Origin of the sequence: Qipengyuania pacifica (genome assembly GCF_019857205.1) — a bacterium.
In the GTDB taxonomy this organism is placed as follows: domain Bacteria; phylum Pseudomonadota; class Alphaproteobacteria; order Sphingomonadales; family Sphingomonadaceae; genus Qipengyuania; species Qipengyuania pacifica.
This window is the reverse complement of sequence record NZ_JAHWXO010000007.1, coordinates 15,977-33,666: the sequence shown is the minus strand read 5'-3', so window position 1 is coordinate 33,666 and position 17,690 is coordinate 15,977. Positions and strand designations below refer to the sequence as shown.

The 17,690-nt window shown below is 61.1% G+C and carries 17 protein-coding genes; 7 read left to right on the top strand and 10 right to left on the bottom strand.

Annotation, left to right across the window (positions count from 1 at the left end; all coding sequences use genetic code 11):
- Window positions 1–24 precede the first annotated feature (24 nt).
- A complete protein-coding gene (gene dut, locus KYK83_RS11910; protein WP_248284432.1) occupies window positions 25–510 on the top strand; it encodes a dUTP diphosphatase in 486 nt (161 codons plus the stop codon).
- A 128-nt stretch (window positions 511–638) separates the two neighbouring features.
- Here dut and KYK83_RS11905 read toward each other — a convergent pair whose 3' ends face one another.
- From KYK83_RS11905 to secB, 4 genes are all read right to left on the bottom strand, one after another.
- Complete coding sequence (locus KYK83_RS11905; protein ID WP_103024597.1) at window positions 639–1,331, bottom strand: DUF4136 domain-containing protein; 693 nt, start codon at window positions 1,329–1,331, stop codon at window positions 639–641.
- A gap of 166 nt (window positions 1,332–1,497) precedes the next feature.
- Window positions 1,498–2,511 (bottom strand): tryptophan--tRNA ligase, encoded by a 1,014-nt coding sequence (gene trpS, locus KYK83_RS11900; RefSeq protein WP_222828401.1) that lies wholly within the window; start codon window positions 2,509–2,511, stop codon window positions 1,498–1,500.
- 10 nt (window positions 2,512–2,521) lie between these two features.
- Complete coding sequence (gene murJ, locus KYK83_RS11895) at window positions 2,522–4,132, bottom strand: murein biosynthesis integral membrane protein MurJ (RefSeq protein ID WP_222828400.1); 1,611 nt, start codon at window positions 4,130–4,132, stop codon at window positions 2,522–2,524.
- Window positions 4,133–4,162: 30 nt separating this feature from the next.
- Complete coding sequence (gene secB, locus KYK83_RS11890) at window positions 4,163–4,696, bottom strand: protein-export chaperone SecB (RefSeq protein ID WP_103024521.1); 534 nt, start codon at window positions 4,694–4,696, stop codon at window positions 4,163–4,165.
- 253 nt (window positions 4,697–4,949) lie between these two features.
- Here secB and KYK83_RS11885 point away from each other — a divergent pair, with 253 nt between their 5' ends.
- The 3 genes from KYK83_RS11885 to KYK83_RS11875 are packed head-to-tail and all read left to right on the top strand — an operon-like array spanning window position 4,950 to window position 7,379.
- Complete coding sequence (locus KYK83_RS11885) at window positions 4,950–5,603, top strand: Tim44/TimA family putative adaptor protein (protein WP_103024522.1); 654 nt, start codon at window positions 4,950–4,952, stop codon at window positions 5,601–5,603.
- 25 nt (window positions 5,604–5,628) lie between these two features.
- Entirely contained in the window at window positions 5,629–6,822 is a 1,194-nt protein-coding gene (gene mltA, locus KYK83_RS11880) for a murein transglycosylase A (RefSeq protein WP_196847706.1), read from the top strand.
- On the top strand, window positions 6,819–7,379 hold the full coding sequence (locus tag KYK83_RS11875; RefSeq protein ID WP_103024524.1) for a Smr/MutS family protein: 561 nt from the start codon (window positions 6,819–6,821) through the stop codon (window positions 7,377–7,379). Before mltA ends, KYK83_RS11875 begins: the two co-directional genes overlap by 4 nt.
- Window positions 7,380–7,478: 99 nt before the next feature.
- On the opposite strand, the gene katG is transcribed toward KYK83_RS11875, so the two are convergent.
- From katG to aroC, 4 genes are all read right to left on the bottom strand, one after another.
- Window positions 7,479–9,671 carry a catalase/peroxidase HPI gene (gene katG / locus KYK83_RS11870; RefSeq protein ID WP_222828399.1) on the bottom strand — a complete coding sequence of 731 codons (2,193 nt, stop codon included), beginning with the start codon at window positions 9,669–9,671 and terminating at the stop codon, window positions 7,479–7,481.
- A 195-nt stretch (window positions 9,672–9,866) separates the two neighbouring features.
- Window positions 9,867–11,456, bottom strand: a complete 1,590-nt coding sequence (ahpF, locus tag KYK83_RS11865; protein WP_222828398.1) for an alkyl hydroperoxide reductase subunit F — start codon at window positions 11,454–11,456, stop codon at window positions 9,867–9,869.
- A 168-nt stretch (window positions 11,457–11,624) separates the two neighbouring features.
- On the bottom strand, window positions 11,625–12,191 hold the full coding sequence (gene ahpC, locus KYK83_RS11860; RefSeq protein ID WP_103024527.1) for an alkyl hydroperoxide reductase subunit C: 567 nt from the start codon (window positions 12,189–12,191) through the stop codon (window positions 11,625–11,627).
- Between the two features lie 239 nt (window positions 12,192–12,430).
- On the bottom strand, window positions 12,431–13,498 hold the full coding sequence (gene aroC / locus KYK83_RS11855; RefSeq protein ID WP_222828397.1) for a chorismate synthase: 1,068 nt from the start codon (window positions 13,496–13,498) through the stop codon (window positions 12,431–12,433).
- Window positions 13,499–13,793: 295 nt separating this feature from the next.
- Here aroC and ruvA point away from each other — a divergent pair, with 295 nt between their 5' ends.
- Genes ruvA through ruvB form a run of 3 tightly spaced genes read left to right on the top strand, consistent with a single transcriptional unit; the run spans window position 13,794 to window position 15,812 of the window.
- Window positions 13,794–14,399 (top strand): Holliday junction branch migration protein RuvA, encoded by a 606-nt coding sequence (gene ruvA, locus KYK83_RS11850; protein ID WP_103024529.1) that lies wholly within the window; start codon window positions 13,794–13,796, stop codon window positions 14,397–14,399.
- Complete coding sequence (locus KYK83_RS11845) at window positions 14,396–14,794, top strand: GFA family protein (RefSeq protein WP_222828396.1); 399 nt, start codon at window positions 14,396–14,398, stop codon at window positions 14,792–14,794. The genes ruvA and KYK83_RS11845 overlap by 4 nt, the downstream gene beginning before the upstream one ends.
- Entirely contained in the window at window positions 14,787–15,812 is a 1,026-nt protein-coding gene (gene ruvB, locus KYK83_RS11840) for a Holliday junction branch migration DNA helicase RuvB (RefSeq protein WP_222828395.1), read from the top strand. Before KYK83_RS11845 ends, ruvB begins: the two co-directional genes overlap by 8 nt.
- A gap of 592 nt (window positions 15,813–16,404) precedes the next feature.
- Here ruvB and KYK83_RS17270 read toward each other — a convergent pair.
- Both KYK83_RS17270 and KYK83_RS11830 read right to left on the bottom strand, forming a co-directional pair.
- Window positions 16,405–16,857, bottom strand: a complete 453-nt coding sequence (locus KYK83_RS17270; protein ID WP_248284453.1) for a hypothetical protein — start codon at window positions 16,855–16,857, stop codon at window positions 16,405–16,407.
- 112 nt (window positions 16,858–16,969) lie between these two features.
- Window positions 16,970–17,689: a prolyl hydroxylase family protein gene (locus KYK83_RS11830; RefSeq protein WP_222828393.1), complete on the bottom strand. Its 720-nt coding sequence runs from the start codon at window positions 17,687–17,689 to the stop codon at window positions 16,970–16,972.
- Between the last annotated feature and the right edge of the window lies 1 nt (window position 17,690).

Here is a 17,690-nt window from a genome sequence, read left to right as displayed (position 1 = left end):
CCGAGCTTAAGAAGGATCCATCGTTTGCCCACCAATAAAATCGAACTAAAAATACTCGATGATCGACTGCATGACTGGGGGCTGCCACGTTATCAGACGGAAATGTCCGCCGGCATCGATCTCTACGCTTGCCTGGACGAACCACTGGTTCTCGAACCGCAGGCGCCGGCCGTTCTGGTGCGATCCGGTATCGCGCTGTTAATGAACGACCCTCACATGGTCGGATTTTTGCTCGCTCGATCGGGGCTGGGTCATAAGAAGGGCCTGGTCCTCGGGCAATCGGTGGGCACAATCGATGCCGATTATACAAACGAAATTTTCATCAGCGCGTGGCTCCGAAACCCGCCGGGAAGTGACAGCTTGACGATTAACCCGGGAGACCGGATCGCGCAGCTGGTCTTCGTGCCGATCCTGCGACCGGCATTCGATGTCGTCTCCGAGTTTTCAGCGGATACCGGACGCGGCAAGGGCGGTTTCGGCTCTACCGGCGTCTCCGGCAAGGACAGCTAAGGGCGCGATGCAAAGTCAACCCATCAGCAGGGACTGGTCTTAATCTGGCTTGGATTTGGCCGAACATGAAAAAGGGCGGCCCGATCCGGAGCCGCCCTTCAACATCCTACCGCTCTAAAGCGCGTCGATTAATCGACGCGGCGTACCGTCGTTTTTTCCGGTGCGATCGAGATGCGAAGCGTTTCACCCGAATTACCAGGGAAATCGGTAAACATCGCCTCGACGAGATTGGGCACCAGATATTGCAGACGGTTCGAGGTGGAAATGGCCTGTGCCTTGCCTTCGAACAGTCGCTCTCCGGTTGCCGCGCGATCGATTTTCATGTCGATCCCGCTGGTATAAACCGTGTAGCTGCGAACGTCCGGACCGCCGAACCACGGATCGTAGAAACCGAAGCCCCAGCGACTACCGTAGAAAGGGCGTCCATAGCCAAAGCGCGACCGCCCCCAGCGCGATCCAAACCACGGATCGTAGAAGGGATCGCGGAAACCGGTGGTCCGTACCCGTTCGCGCCCAGTGCTGACGCCGTAATCGAAACGGACCAGCAGCGATGCGTTTTCAGCCGAGGCAGCTTGCGCATAGCCGAGGCGCGACATTTGTGCTTCCACGAGATCGGCATATTGCGCGAATTCGAGCCCACCAGCCAGGGCCGGATCGTCTGCGACGACGAAATAGCTTTCGCCCTGCGGTGCCGGAAGCTGCGTCTGGAAACGCGACACATCAGCGTTGAACGGTGTCGCGCAGGCAGCGAGGCTAGCTAGTACTATCGGTACGGAGGCGAGCTTAAGTTTGCGCCCCCAACCTTTTTTGCGGTCGGTCATGCTCAGTCCTTTTTCGAACATCGGTGTGCATATCATGCTTACACCGAATCATGCAGCCTACCGCCCCCCTGAGGCACACTGCCAGTTACTGTGCGCTTTTCTAGACGAACGGGGATGAACCCGGATTGAATATCCAGATTCACATTTGTTGCAAGTTCGGAAAGGGTTATCTGACGAAACCGAGCGCGGCGTAGGTGGCGTCGAGCGTAGGTCGGCCAAGTTCGCGCGCCCGCGAAGCACCGCGGGCAAGGATTGCGTCGAGTGCTTCGCGATCGGTCAGCAATTCATTGAAACGCGACGATATCGGTCGAAGCGTTTCGGCGAGCAATTCGGCCAATGCCGGCTTGAATTTGCCGAACCCTTCGCCGCCGTATTCGCGCAGCACGTCGTCGACGCTGATATCGGAAACGGCGGCGTAGATGGTGACGAGGTTCAGGGCTTCGGGTCGGCCTACCAGTCCGGCACTCTCGCTCGGGAGGGGTTCGGGGTCGGTCTTCGCCTTCTTGACCTTCTTCATTACCGTGTCTGCATCGTCGACCAGCTCGATCCGGCTCATTTCGGACGGATCCGATTTGCTCATCTTCTTCGATCCGTCGCGCAGGCTCATGATGCGCGCCGCCTGCGGCGGGCTGATCGGTTCGGGCAGGGTGAAGACGGGAGCGTCATCGGATGCGAAGTCGTTATTGAACTTCTGAGCGATATCGCGGGCAAGCTCTAGGTGCTGCTTCTGGTCTTCACCCACTGGCACATGCGTGGTCTGATACAGCAGCACGTCGGCAGCCTGAAGAACCGGGTAGGTAAACAGTCCCACGCTGGCGCCCTCGCGGTTTTTACCGCTCTTGTCCTTGAACTGCGTCATGCGGTTCAACCAGCCCATCCGCGCCGTGCCGTTGAGCAGCCATTGGAGCTCTGCGTGGTGGGGAACCTGTGCCTGATTGAACAGCACGCTTTTCTGCGCATCGATTCCGCAAGCGACCAGCGCCGCGGTCATTTCCAGCGTCGCCCGCTTTAGTTCGGCCGGATCGTGCGGCATGGAAATCGCATGGAGATCGGCAAGGAAAAACAGGCATTCCTGTCCCTCGGCCATCTCATCCTGCATGCGCACCCAGTTTCGGATCGCACCGAGATAATTACCGAGGTGAAGGTTGCCGGTGGGCTGAATGCCGGACACTACGCGCATGTTTACTCACTCATTCCGAAAGATTTGGCGGTCCGTCGCTCGCCGGCACCGCGCGTTTGCGCCGTAGCTGTGCAATGAGGTCCTTGTCGAGGGCGCCAACCAGATACGCCGTGGCGAAGAATACGCCCGCACCGGCAATAACGAGGGCTGCAAGCGACCAGATACGGTCGAATGCGCCGCCCCGCCAGTATGTTTCCAACGCTGGCGTCATCCACCACAGCAGAGCGCCCATGACCGCCGTTGCGATTATCTGGCGCACGATCCTTCCGGCCAGCTTGCCGGTCACATGAAACCAGCCACGGATTTGTAGAATGGCGTAAAGGGTCAGCACATTGAGCGTCGCGGTGATCGCTGTCGCTGCCGCCAGGCCCACGATGCCATAACGAGGCACGACATAGAAATTCAGCGCGATGTTGATCGCCAGTGCACCGGCCGCAACGAACACCGGAGTGCGAGTATCTTCACGGCTGAAAAATGCCGGTTGGAACACTTTCACAAGCACATAGGCGGGCAGGCCGCAAACCAGCGCAATTACGATATTGCCCATGATCGCGGTGTCTTCGGGCGCCATGCGTCCACCTTGGAATATACCGGCGGTGAATGCTTCTGCGCAGATCGAAAGTGCCACGGCACAGGGCAGGCAAAGCAGCATGGCTATCTCGACCGCATTGCCCTGCAGGCGCTGCGCTTCGCGGTGGTTGTCCGACTGGATATGGCGCGCCAGCATGGGCAGGATCGCGGTGCCCAGTGCAATCCCAAAGATGCCGAGCGGCATCTGGTTCAGGCGGTCGGCCAGCTTCAGCAGCGTGAGCGATCCTTGCGGCAGACTGGTGGCAAAGAAGGTGTCGACCAGCTGGCTGATCTGGTAAATTCCGGCTCCGAAGGTTGCCGGTAGCATCAGCATCATCAAGCGTTTTACGTCGGGCGTGATCTTCGGCATCTTGATCTGCAGCTTCACGCCGGCGCGCCGGGTTGCCCACCACATGTAGATCAATTGAGCCACGCCAGCGAGCGCCAGCGATATCGCCAGCGCCCAGGCCACGGGCAGGTCGTCTGCGCTATTTCCGCGCAAATACCATCCGGTCAGGATGCCGCCGATCATTACGATGTTGAGCAGCACAGGCACCACTGCGCCTGGAGCAAACTTCGAGCGGGCGTTGAGCACGCCCGACAGCATGGCCACCAGGCTTACCAGTGCGAGATAGGGGAAAGTCACCCGGCTGAGCATGACCGACAATTCGAACTTGCCCGGGACATCCTGGTACTCGCGCGCTAGGAGCCAGACGATCCCTGGCATGGCGATCATGCACAGCGCCGAAAAACCCAGCAGGACCCATACGAATACCGAGAGTACATCGCTGGCAAACCGGTCGGCGGCTTCGTCGCCGCCATCTTCCTCGGCATCCAGCCTCCGCGTGTACATCGGCACGAAGGCAACGCTGAATGCGCCTTCTGCGAACAGGCGGCGAAACGTGTTCGGCAGGGTAAAGGCCAATTGCCAGGCGTCGGCCGCCAGACCCGCGCCGAGGACGCGGGCCAGCAGCATGTCGCGAACGAAGCCGAACACGCGGCTGACTGCAGTCAGTCCGCCGATGGTGCCGACATTCTTGACCAGGCTCATCTGTCAGAGCCTTTGCTGCATATCGTTAACTCAGGCTTCGCCAGCGGGGGGCGAACCCTCGCCTTGCTGCCGTTCCTGAGCGCGGGCCGCCAGCTGTTGCTGGTAGAGAGCGCCGAAATCCATCGGGTCGAGCATCAGCGGAGGGAAGCCTGCATCGCGGCTGGCATCGGCGATTACGCGGCGCGCGAAGGGGAAGAGAATGCGCGGCGCTTCGGCGAACAGAAACGCGTGTGCGTGCTCGTCGGGCAGGTTGCGCATGCCCATCAGGCCGCAATAATCCAGATCAATGAGGTAGAGGCTGCCCTGGCTGGTCTTAGCGGCGCAGGTGACCTTCAGGGTTACTTCATGCACTTCGTCCGACACCTTCTCGGAAGCGATATTGACCTGCACGTCGAGCTGCGGCTGCTCGTTCCACTGGAAGCACTGCGGTGCGTTGGGATTCTCGACCGAGAGATCCTTGATGTATTGCGAAATCACACCGGCGCTCGGCAGATTGTCGGCGCCATTGGCTCCGGCTGCCGGATCGGGGTTGATGTCGGTGAGAACGTCGCCTTCGTCGGCCATGTGCAGTCGCTTTCCAAATTTCCGAATTCGATGGGCCTGCGCATTGTTGATGAAGCGCGGGACCAGTGCGGCGCGCGCCTAGCACTGTCGGGCACGCGTATCAATGCGCCGTGCATCGCGCCCGCGTCGTCGACATCGTTCATCGCAGGAACATTGTCGGTTTGTAATTCTTCCCTATCTAGGGCAGGACGCAGATTGGACTGTCGGGGCGGATTGCCCCTCTGCAAATCAAGTCGGGAAGCAGGTTATTTAAGTGATCACCGAGATCGTCATCCTTGCCATGATCGCAGCCTTTCTGGGGCTGCGCCTCTATTCTGTGCTCGGGCGTCGTTCGGAGCACGAGGAAGAAATCGTGCCGCGCCGTTTCGAACGTAGCGAGACACCGCCGCAGTCGGACAATGCACCGCAGGCTGTACGGCAGCCGGTGGTCCTGCGTTCGGGTGACGATCGCGCGCCCGCTAACGAAACCGGTATTCGCGCCATCGCTGCGGCGGACCAGGGCTTCGATCTGCTTGGCTTCCTCGAAGGGGCCAAGGGCGCGTATGCCATGGTTCTCGAAGCTTTCTGGAAAGGCGACCGGGAAACGTTGCGCGAATTGGCCGATGACGATGTGTATCAGAGCTTTGCAGGGGCGATCGACGCACGCGACAAAGCGGGCGAAACGCTTGAAAATCGTTTGATCCGGATCGAAGATGCGACCGTTCGTTCGGCGGAACTCGATGGACGGACCGCGCGCATCGCAGTGCTGTTTGTCGCCGATATCGCAGCGGTCACTCGCGATGCGGAAGGCAATGTCATTGCCGGATCGCTCGACGATGCGATCGAAAGCCGCGACGTGTGGACATTCACCCGTAATGTCGGTTCTTCCGATCCCAACTGGATACTCGACGAAACCGACGAAGGCTGACGCCTTTCGCATTCCGGGAGGGAATATGCGTTATCTGCTCGTGGTTGCGGCAACGATCGCTCTTGCCGCATGTGGCCGGGTCGTGCCCGATGCCCGCCCACCACAAAGCACGGTTCCCGTTCCTCCCCCCACCACGACCGTGCCGAGCGCCTCGTTGGCGCGGCTTTCGCGTGGGCCGGAAATCGGCTCGCTCGGGATCGGCGCCAATGATGCCACCACGGCGCTTGCATCATTTCGCGAATCCTGTCCTGCCATCCTGAAGCGCGAAGATCAGAGCGGGCTGACCCGTACCGATGATTGGCGCCCAGCATGTCAGGCCGTGACTTCCTGGCCCGTCTCAGACGCGCGGCGCTTTTTCACGAGCTATTTCGAAACGGCGCGGGTCGGCGATGGAGCGGCCTTCGCTACTGGCTACTTCGAGCCGGAAATCCGTGGTAGCCGCACGCGCGCACCGGGTTACGACGTTCCCGTTTATGCAATGCCTCCCGAACTCGTGCGCGACTGGCCGGACGACATGGCCCAGAGTGAACGCACGGGCCGTCCTCCGCTCGGGCGCCGTGACGCGAGCGGCAAATTCGTGATGTTTTACGAACGGGCGGAGATCGAACAGGGGGCGCTCGCCAATCGCGGACTGGAAATCGCCTGGGCGGCGGATCCGGTGGAATTCTTCTTCCTGCAGATTCAGGGGTCCGGCTTGCTCCGGCTACCAGACAATTCGCTGATGCGGATCGGTTATGCCGGGCAGAACGGGCGTGAATATGTCGGTATCGGCAGCGTCATGCGGGAACGCGGAATGATCGGTCCCGGTACCCCCTACGCCACTTCGATGCAGGGCATCATGGCATACATTCGCGATAATCCCGTTCAGGGACAGGAAGTGATGCGGCTCAACAAGAGCTGGATTTTCTTCCGCCCCCTCGACACCGACGGTCCGCTGGGGTCGCTCGGTGTACCGGTTCGCCGGGAATCCTCGGTCGCGGTCGATCCCAATTATGTACCCTACGGTGCGCCTGTCTATCTGGATCTCGAACATGATGTGGCAGATGGCCTGTGGATCGCGCAGGATACTGGCGGGGCAATCAAGGGGGCCAATCGGTTCGACACCTTCTGGGGCAATGGTGAGGATGCACGCCGGATCGCTGGAGGCATGAGTTCGCGCGGGTCGGCTCTCATTCTCGTCCCCAAGGGCACCGTCCAGCGTCACGAAACGGGCAGGTGAACGCGCCGCGGGGCCTGTCTGCCGATGAAGTCGAGGCATGGGACAAGCTCGCCGCAACGGTGAAGCGCCTGCACCCGCTCAAGCCTATCCAGCCGAAACCCGATCATCGACCCCAACCGCCGGTCCGTTCTTCACCAGCGAAAATCGCCACACCACCGCGCGTGCCGCGTGCCGCGAAGCCATCACCTCCCAAGGCCGTCCCCGTGCAGGATCGTGGGCTGGACTCGCATTGGGATCGCCGCCTCAAGGCAGGCCAGTTGCAGCCGGAGGTCACGCTTGATCTTCATGGCCACAATCTCGATGCAGCATACGACCGCCTGATGAGCGGCGTCGCGCAGGCACGCGCGATCGGGGCGCGAACCATCCTGGTGGTGACGGGCAAGCCGCGCCCTGTCGAAGCTGCCGATAGGGGGGCGAAGCGCGGCGCAATTCGTGCCAAGGTCTTGGACTGGCTGGCCGCCTCCAGTCATCATTCCGCGATCGCGGCAGTCCGGCGCGCGCATCAGCGCCATGGCGGTGACGGGGCCCTTTACATCGTCCTCAAACGCGAACGCTGACCCGGGTCGGATCGGCTTACGAGTGCTTCCTGAAACAGAAAAGCCCCCGACGCGGTGTCGGGGGCTCCTCGGTGGTCGATCAATCAGGCCGTCTAGGAATTAACTATGATATTTCCGGTAGGAAATGTCAAAACGGTCGGCATCCATCACCTTGGTCCAGGCTTTGACGAAATCCTTCTTGAATTTCTCTTCGCCGCCCTTCTGGGCATATACTTCGCCCACCGCACGGAGTTCGGCGTTTGAACCGAAGACCAGATCGGCACGGGTCGCGTGCCACTTTTCGCGGCCTTCAGCCCGGTCGGTTGCGACATATTCCTCGTCGCTGTCGTCGGTCGATTTCCAGACATTCGTCATGTCGTAGAGATGGACGAAGAAGTCGTTGGTAAGTTGACCGGAACGTTCGGTGAGGTGCCCATGGCCGCGTTCGCCGTGGTTGGCACCAAGTACGCGAAGCCCGCCGATCAATACCGTCATTTCGGGTACTGAAAGACCCAGCAGGCTGGCGCGATCGAGCATCATTTCCTCGGTTTTCACGCCCATCTTCTTCGGACGGTAATTGCGGAAGGCATCGGCTTCCGGCTCCATCCAGTCGAAGCTTTCGACGTCGGTCTGTTCCTGCGTTGCATCGCCGCGCCCGCCGGTGAAAGGCACATCCGTGGCGCCAGCTTTTTCCAGCGCAACCACACCGCCCAGAACGATCGCATCGGCAAGGCTCATGTCGCCGCGCAGTCCATCGAGCGTGCTGAGAACCTTTTGCAGGTTCGCAGGCTCGTTCACGTGCCAGTCCTTCTGCGGGCTGAGAGCGATCCGCGCGCCATTGGCGCCGCCGCGATGATCCGACTTGCGGTATGTGCTTGCAGACGCCCAGGCCGTCTTGATCAACTGGCTCACGGTCAGGCCGCTATCGGCGATCTTGGCCTTCACTTCGGAGATGAGGCTGTCCGATGGCATGGTGCCCTCGGGCACGGGATCCTGCCAGATCAGGTCTTCCTGCGGCACTTCCGGGCCGAGGTAGCGAATCTTGGGGCCCATATCGCGGTGGGTCAGCTTGAACCACGCGCGGGCAAAGGCATCCCGGAATGCTTCGTGATCGTTGCGGAACTTCTCGCTGATCTTGCGGAAGCCCGGATCGCGCTTCATCTGCATGTCGGCAGTGGTCATCATGGTGGGGACCTTCTTGGAAGAATCCCAGGCCGCGGGGGCCATGTCCTCTTCCTTCTGGTCGATCGGCTGCCACTGGTTCGCGCCGGCAGGCGATTGCACCAGCTCGTAATCGTAATCGAGCAGCAGGCGGAAGTAATTCTCGCTCCACCTGTCGGGAGTGTTCGTCCAGGCGCCCTCGATACCGCTGGTCACGGTATGCTCGCCGATGCCGCCGTGTTTCTCGCCCGAAACCCAGCCGAAGCCCTGCGCTGCAAGATCTCCGCCCGCTGGTGCCGCGCCCAGGGTCGATGCATCGCCATTGCCGTGGGCCTTGCCGAATGTGTGTCCGCCAGCAGTCAGGGCGACAATTTCCTCGTCGTTCATAGCCATGCGCTTGAAGGTTTCGCGCAGGTCGCGCGCAGCGCCTTCATCGTCATGCGGGTTGCCGCCCGGGCCTTCGGGATTGACGTAGATGAGACCCATCTGGATCGCGGCGAGCGGCCCTTCTATCTGTTCGTATCCGTGTTCAGGGGCAATGCGGGTCTGCACGCCTTCATTGACCCATTTGTCTTCGCTTCCCCAGTAGATGTCGCGTTCCGGTTCGAACACGTCGGCACGGCCACCGCCGAAACCAAAGATCGGCCCGCCCATGCTTTCAATCGCGACATTGCCTGCCATGATGAACAAATCGGCCCAGCTGATGTGCTGGCCGTACTTCTGCTTCACCGGCCACAACAGGCGGCGCGCCTTGTCGAGATTGCCGTTATCCGGCCAGCTGTCGAGCGGCGCGAAGCGCTGCTGCCCGCTATTGGCGCCGCCGCGTCCGTCGGCAGTGCGATAGGTGCCGGCCGCATGCCACGCCATGCGAATGAAGAACGGGCCGTAATGGCCGTAATCTGCCGGCCACCATGGCTGGCTGTCGGTCATCAGCGCGTGGAGATCCTCTTTCAGCGCCTTGTAATCGAGTGCATTGAAGGCCTCGGCATAATCGAAATCATCGCCCATCGGGTTCGATGGACCATTGGGGTTGAGGATTTCGGTTGCCAGCATTTCCGGCCACCAATCCTTGTTGGTACGTCCCAGAAGCGCCCGCATGCCGCCGTCGCCATGCATCGGGCAACCGCTCATTTCGCCTGTCTTCGCATCCATCGTTCGTCTCTCCACTCTACAAGACTCAGGGTGATATCGTGGAGAAAGGATGCGCTCTCGGTGCTGATGCGTCCAATCGATTAAATGCGTCGAATTGATAGCCTTAAACGATGAAGCGGCCAGTAGTGCTCCACATGCGAAAAGCGCCGCCATCCACGTGAAATGGCGACGCTTTCATGGCCGTTGGATGACGGGTCACGCGGCTTGTGCGATATCCTCGACCGGTTCGGTGCGGATGAGATAGTCGAATGCAGACAGGCCCGCTTTCGACCCTTCGCCCATGGCGACGACGATCTGCTTGTAAGGCACATCGGTCACATCGCCGGCGCCGAATACGCCCGGCAGGTTGGTGCGCCCTTCCTCGTCCGTTGCGATCTCGCCGAATTTGGTCAGTTCGAGGCCGGAATCCTTCAGCCATTCGGTGTTCGGGACCAGTCCGATCTGGATGAACACGCCTTCCAGCTCGACCCGGCGTTCTCCACCGCTCTTGCGGTCCTTCAGGACAAGGCCGTTCACCTTGCCGTCCTTGCCAGTGATTTCCGTGGTCTGCCCGCTGGTGACGATATCGACATTGCTCATGCTGCGAAGCTTTTTCTGCAGCACTTCGTCGGCACGCAGCTTGTCGTCATATTCGATCAGCGTGACGTGGCCGACGATCTTCGCCAGGTCGATCGCCGCTTCAACGCCGGAGTTACCGCCGCCGACAACCGCGATACGCTTGCCCTTGAACAATGGTCCGTCGCAGTGAGGGCAATAGGCAACCCCCTTGTTGCGGTATTCCGCTTCGCCCGGAACACCCAGATTGCGCCACCGCGCACCGGTCGCAAGGATCAGGCTGCGGGCTTTCAGGCTGGCACCATTGCCGAATTCGACCGTGTGCAGCCCGCCTTCTTCCTTCGCAGGAACGAGCTTCACCGCCTTGGCGAGATCCATCAGATCGATGTCGTATTCGCCGACATGACGCTTCAATTCGCCCGCAAGCTTCGGGCCTTCGGTGTAAGGAGTACCCGGAAGGTTTTCGATGCCGAGCGTGTCGTGCAGCTGCCCGCCGAACCGTTCCGCCGCGATACCCGTGCTGAAGCCCTTGCGTGCGGTGTAGATAGCCGTCGCCGCGCCCGCAGGGCCGCCGCCGACGACGAGAACTTCGAACGGCGCCTTGGCCGAAAGCTTCTCTGCCGCTTTCTCTTCGCTTCCGGTGTCGATCTTGGCGAGGATCTCGGCCAGTTCCATCTTGCCGTTGTAAAAGGGCTCGCCATTCAGGAACGTGGCAGGCACGGCCATCACCTCGCGCTCGTCGACCTCTTCCTGGAACGTGCCGCCTTCGATCAGCGTCGCCGTTATGCGCGGATTTTCCAGCGCCATCAGCGTCAGGGCCTGCACCACGTCCGGGCAGTTGTGGCAGCTGAGCGAGAAATACATCTCGAAATTGAAATCGCCTTCCAGCCCGCGGACCTGTTCGAGCAGATCGGCATCGACTTTCGGCGGATGTCCGCCGGCCCACAGCAGTGCAAGCACCAGGCTGGTGAATTCATGGCCCATCGGCAGACCGGCAAAGCGCACCCATTTTTCCGCATCGCTTGCGCGGCGGATCACGAAACTGGGCTTGCGTGCATCAGTCCCGTCGAAGCTGGCACTGACGAGGTCGTGCAGTTGCGCAATTTCCTCGAGCAGTTCGCGCGTCTGAACGCTCTTGGCGTCTTCGCCGAGCGAGGCGACCAGTTCGACCGGCTCGCGCAAATTGGCCAGATAGGTCTTGAGCTGCTGGGTCATCGTTGCATCGAGCATGGGCGGACTCCGGGTGTCGGATGGACAATGGATTTGAAAATTGGGGGGAATGAAAAGGCCCGGGGCGGGGGGGAGGGGGATGCCCCGGGCCTTCCAGCGACCCGAGTCAGGCTCGGGTTTTTGTACGGAAGGCCGCTAGGCCTTCCGATCTGTCTGGCGAATTAACGCTTAGATCTTGCCGACGAGGTCGAGCGAAGGAGCAAGCGTGTCGCTGCCTTCTTCCCACGCTGCCGGGCAGACCTGGCCAGGGTTGGCGCGGACATACTGTGCAGCCTTGATCTTGCGGGCCAGTTCGTTGGCGTTACGGCCAACGCCTTCGCAGGTCTGCTCCATGATCTGGATCACGCCATCGGGATCGACCACGAAGGTCGCACGGTCGGCAAGGCCCACGCCTTCACGCAGCACGTCGAAGTTGCGGGCAAGAACGTGGTTCTGGTCGCCCAGGAACGGGAAGTTGAGCTTGCCGATCTTTTCCGACGTATCGTGCCATGCCTTGTGGCTGAAATGCGTGTCGGTCGACACGGCATACACCTCGACGTCCATCTTCTGGAGCATGCTGTACTGCTCGCCAAGATTTTCGAGTTCGGTCGGGCAGACGAAGGTGAAGTCGGCAGGATAGAAGAAGAATACCGCCCATTTGCCCTTCACATCTTCGTCGGTGACGTCGTAGAAGTCTTCGCCGGCTTTGAACGCGGTGGCGGTGAACGGTTTAATCTGGCTTCCGATAATACCCATAGTATCTGATTCTCCGTGTGTTCGGGTTGAAACTCTCGAACCACAGATAGGGTGTGTTGCGATGCACAAAAGCGATATGTTGCGATTGCGAGCATCGGAATAATCGATCAATCCGATGGAACTTTCATAAAGCGCAAGCTTGTCGATACTCAGTTGCGTTTAGCGCAACCAAGCGCCCGGTTTCTGCGGTCTTTTATCGCGCTTTTACCGTCTTTCTCGCTTCATGGCTTAGGCGCCGGTCACCCGCATTGCGCGCGATGCAGGATTTTGTGATCCGCCAGTACCAGCGCCATCATGGCTTCCACCACTGGAGTACCCCGAATGCCGACACAGGGATCGTGCCGGCCCTTGGTTCGCACTTCGGTCGCCTCGCCCTCGCGCGTCACGCTCTCGACGGGCGCCAATATCGAACTTGTGGGCTTGAATGCTACGCGGCAGGTCACGGGCTGTCCGGTGGAAATCCCTCCTGCAATGCCGCCGGCATGATTGGCTTCGAACCGTGGCCCGTCGTTACCGGGCCGCATTGGGTCGGCATTCTGTTCGCCAGTCAGGCGCGCAGCGGCAAAGCCGTCGCCGATCTCCACGCCCTTGACGGCATTGATGCTCATCATGCCAGCAGCAAGATCGGCATCGAGCTTGGCATAGATCGGCGCGCCCCATCCCGCCGGGACACCCGTTGCCACGCATTCCACTACCGCGCCAAGCGATGACCCGGCCTTGCGCGCATTGTCGACCAGCGCTTCCCAGCGCTTGGCGGCGTCCGCATCCGGGCACCAGAAGGGATTGCGCTGGATTTCCTGCGCATCGAAATTGGCCGGATCGATCGCGTCGCCGCCGATCTCCGCGACATAGGCAATGATCGAAACTTCGCCGATGACCTTGCGCGCCACCGCGCCCGCCGCCACGCGCATTGCGGTTTCGCGCGCGCTGCTGCGTCCGCCGCCGCGATAGTCGCGAAAACCGTATTTCGCGTCATAGGCATAATCGGCATGGCCCGGGCGATAGGTGTTGGCGATCTCCGAATAGTCTTTCGACCGCTGATCGGTGTTCTCGATCATCAGGCTGATCGGTGTGCCCGTCGTCTGGCCTTCGAAGACGCCCGACAGGATTCTGACCGCATCGGGTTCCTGACGCTGGGTCGTGAACTTGTTCTGCCCGGGTTTGCGCGCATCGAGGAAGGGCTGGATGTCGCTTTCAGCCAGCGCGATGCCGGGGGGGCACCCGTCGACCACCGCTCCGATGGCGGGGCCGTGGCTTTCGCCCCAGGTGGTGAAGCGCAGCACGCGTCCGAAGGTGTTCCAGCTCATGCGGTTGTCTTAGCGCAAGTGTGGCCGCTGTCGAGCGGTGGAGCAGCGAAGATTTTCCTACATCCCGTCAACCTGGCATGATGCCGCCATGCCTTCTTCGTCGCATCATTCGTCCTTCGGTATCACCGCGAGAAGGAGCCTTCACGCCAGCGGAGTTTTTTCGTCTTGTACAGTGTAACACGTGGTCCATGTCTCGGCTCCACGTGCAGATATCTGAAAAATCGCCAGACACTATGCCGCGTACAAATGCGCGGCAGGGCTAGCCAAATTGGTGGCGATTCGGCAGGAACAAAACATGATTGCTAAGCTGAAGGGCCTGCTGGACGAAACCGGTGTCGACTGGGCGGTGATCGACGTCTCCGGCGTCGGCTATCTTGTCCATTGCTCGGCCAGGACCCTGAACGCACTCGGCAATGTGGGCGAAGCGTGCACGGTCTATACCGATCTTCAGGTGTCGGAAAACGACATGCGCTTGCTCGGCTTTGCCGAGGCGGCAGAGCGGGACTGGTTCCGCCTTCTCACGCAGGTGCAGGGGGTCGGCAGCAAAGTCGCGCTTGCGATCCTTTCCGCACTCTCCACGGGCGAGGTGCAGCAGGCTTGTGCCAATGGCGATGCTGCCATGGTCGCAAGGGCCCAGGGGGTTGGGCCCAAGCTGGCGGGCCGCATCGTGAACGAACTCAAGGACAAGGCAGGAGCCTTGCCCGGCGGCGGCATGGGAAGCGCCGCCCTGGCACCAACCCCTGCTGGCGGCGCCAGCGCCGACGCGGTGAGCGCGCTTGAAAACCTCGGCTTCAAACCGGCTGTAGCTGCCCGTGCAGTCGCCGCAGCTCAGGGCGAGCTGGGCGAGGGCGCTGGCGAGGGCGAATTGATCCGCGTCGCTTTGAAAAAGGCAGCCGGATGAGCGTCCGCACCGCCACTTGCATGTGTGGTCAGCTTACCGCGACCTGCGATGGTGAGCCGTTCCGCATTTCCGTATGCCATTGCCTCGATTGCCAGAAGCGCAGCGGATCGTCCTTTGCCGCTCAGGCCCGATTTCTGGCTGACAGGGTGAAGACGTCTGGCAAGGCTCAGATGTTCACCCGGAAAGCCGAAAGCGGTCGAACCAGCGAGCATCATTTCTGCCCGGTCTGCGGGTCGGAACTGTGGTATATCGCGCAGCCCTTTACTGACATGATGGCAATTCCGATCGGGCGCTTTGCCGATCCTTCATTTCCGCCGCCGGAATATTCCGTTTACGAAGAACGCAAGCACGGCTGGGTAGCGATCACCAGCGAGGGTACCGAACATTTTGACTGAACCCATCCCCCTGCATTCGCCCGAGCGGCAGCCGGAAGATCCGGACGCGGCGCTGCGGCCCAAGTCGCTCAGCGAGTTCGTTGGCCAGAAAGCGGCGCGCGAGAACCTTCGTGTCTTCATCGAGGCCGCCCGCGGGCGCGGCGAAGCGATGGACCATGTGCTCTTCTTCGGCCCGCCGGGACTGGGCAAGACCACGCTGGCGCAGATCGTCTCCAAGGAACTCGGCGTGGGCTTTCGCGCCACCAGCGGCCCGGTGATTGCCAAGGCGGGCGATCTTGCGGCTCTGCTGACCAATCTCGAACCCAACGATGTACTGTTCATCGACGAAATTCACCGGCTCAATCCGGTGGTCGAGGAGGTGCTCTATCCGGCGATGGAAGACCGCGCGCTCGATATCATCATCGGCGAAGGGCCGAGCGCGCGCAGCGTGCGGATCGACTTGCCGCCGTTCACGCTCGTGGGGGCGACCACGCGTCAGGGCTTGCTGACCACTCCCTTGCGCGACCGGTTCGGCATTCCCGTCAGGCTAAATTTTTATACTGAAGACGAACTGCTCAAGGTCGTCAGCCGCGGGGCAGGATTGCTGGGCATGGCTATCGATGAAGGCGGCGCCCGTGAAATCGCCCGCCGATCGCGCGGCACGCCGCGCGTGGCAGGCCGCCTGATGCGGCGCGTGCGTGACTTCGCATCGGTTCTTAAAGAGCCGGTCGTGACCACCAGAGTGGCTGACGAGGCACTGACCAGGCTCGAGGTCGACAGTCTCGGCCTCGACGCGATGGACCGGCGCTATCTCACCATGATCGCAACGACCTACAAGGGCGGGCCGGTCGGCGTCGAGACGTTGGCGGCGGGCCTCTCCGAACCGCGCGATACGGTGGAGGAGGTGATCGAGCCCTATCTCATCCAGCTTGGCCTCATTGCTCGCACCGCGCGGGGGCGCTGCCTCAACGATGGCGGATGGTTGCACCTGGGCCTCGCGGCACCATCGAAACCGCAGTCCGACATGTTCGACAAGTGAGCGCATCGGCGGTTTTAACCAAGGGGTGGATTCGGTCCCGAAACGGGACGGGTCGTCTTCAAGCCTCGCATTTGTCGAGAAAATTCACTTTCTGGGCGCAATAGCGATCAGTAATTATGCGTGAAGACCCGGGGGGATTCGCGAAAACACTATAGGATCGCGGCGGGGATGGGGGCTTCCCAAACATCCTGGCCCGGTCGTAAAAGGAATTCGAAGCGATGTCGGTCAAGTCAGCTCTTGCCAAACTATCGGCCACTGCAGCGGGCGGCGCCCTGCTTGCAGGCGGCGCGGTCCACGTTGCCGAGAAGCCGATTTCCGACAGTCCGCAATACAAGACCAAGTCGGTCAAGCAGGCCAAATATGTGAAACAGAAGCCACGCGCCGTCCCCCGGCCGACCGTGCCGCGCGCTCGCACCATTCCTCCGCGGCAGGCTGAATGCGTGCCCGCAGATTCTCCGCAGGCGGCCTACGATCCCAATAACATCTGTCCGCCCGTCTATCGTCAGGCGATGGTACCTGTACCGGTACCGCCGTTGCCTGCAGCGGCACCGATCGGCGGCGGCGGCTCCGCGCGCTCCATCCCGGGAGGTGGCTATGGTGGTGGCGGTTTCGGCGGCGGCTTTGGCGGCGGGTTCTTCGGCGGCTTCTTCAGCGGCTCCAGCGGCGGCGGCAGCGTCGTCGTGAACTCGACCACTACTACTGGCGGCGAGTTGCCACCAATTACGATTACCTCCACCACTTCCAGTGGCGGGACATCGACTTCCACATCCACTGGGGGCAGTTCCACTTCATCGTCTACCGGCGAAGTAAGCACGACAACGAGCAGCAGTAGTTCGGGTGATGTTTCAACTAGCACGTCTAGTTCAGGAAACGTGACCTCGAGCACCAGCTCCTCAAGCTCGACCAGCAGCTCAAGTTCGAGTTCTTCCAGCACGTCGTCTTCGACTAGCTCTTCGACCTCAACGAGTGGAGGCGACCAGCCGCCACCGCCACCGCCTCCACCGCCACCGCCTCCGCCACCGCCACCGCCAAGTTCGAGCGGCACCGATGTTCCGGCACCGCCGATGATGGCTCTTTTCGGTATGGCTGCAGTTGCCGTTCTCGGCCGTCGCAGATTCCGCATCAAGCGCGGGGTCTGAGCTCGCCCAGCGGCAGTGTCATCCGCGCTGTTGCATGCTCCATTCGCCCTGACGATACCACTGCGTCACCACATGCTTGCGTCCCGCCAGAACGGGCAGGGCGGCATGCCGCGTTGCAGGATTGGGCATGCCCTGACGGTCCATATTGTCCCATAACACCAGTAAGCCGGGCTCGGGTACGATCTTCAAATCCAGTTCGGAAAAGTCGGTTTCGCCACCTTCCTCGACTGCGTTGAGGTAGACCATGGCGGTCCATGTGCGCTGCCCACCGCGCCGCCGCTCGATCTGCCAATGCGGCTTATCGATCCGGAAGTGATCGCGATGATGGCGATACTCCTCGCCCACGCGATATCGCTGCCCCTGCAGCGGCTCGGCATGGTGCAAACCGATACCCGTTATCTCACTGATTTTGGCGGCAAGTGCCCTCGTTTCCGGCAGATCCTGCGAGAAGAAATGCGTGGAACTGGTGCGTCCCTTCGGCGCGACTGTTTCCGAAAAGAGAACCGACGGCTGGATGCGACTGTCGATGATTGCGATGAGTTTGCGGCACTGCCTGGGAGACAACAGCTTCGGAAGCAGGAACAGGTCGGCCTTATCGCCGCCTATGGCCTGGATTTTCGGATGGTCCTGCACTCTCTCGCGAACCTCGGTTCCGATCGCAGCAAGGATCGCCGGATCGGCCCTTTCATCGACAGGCTCGCGCCTCAATACCCGGGACAGGCGGCCAAGGATCGCCATG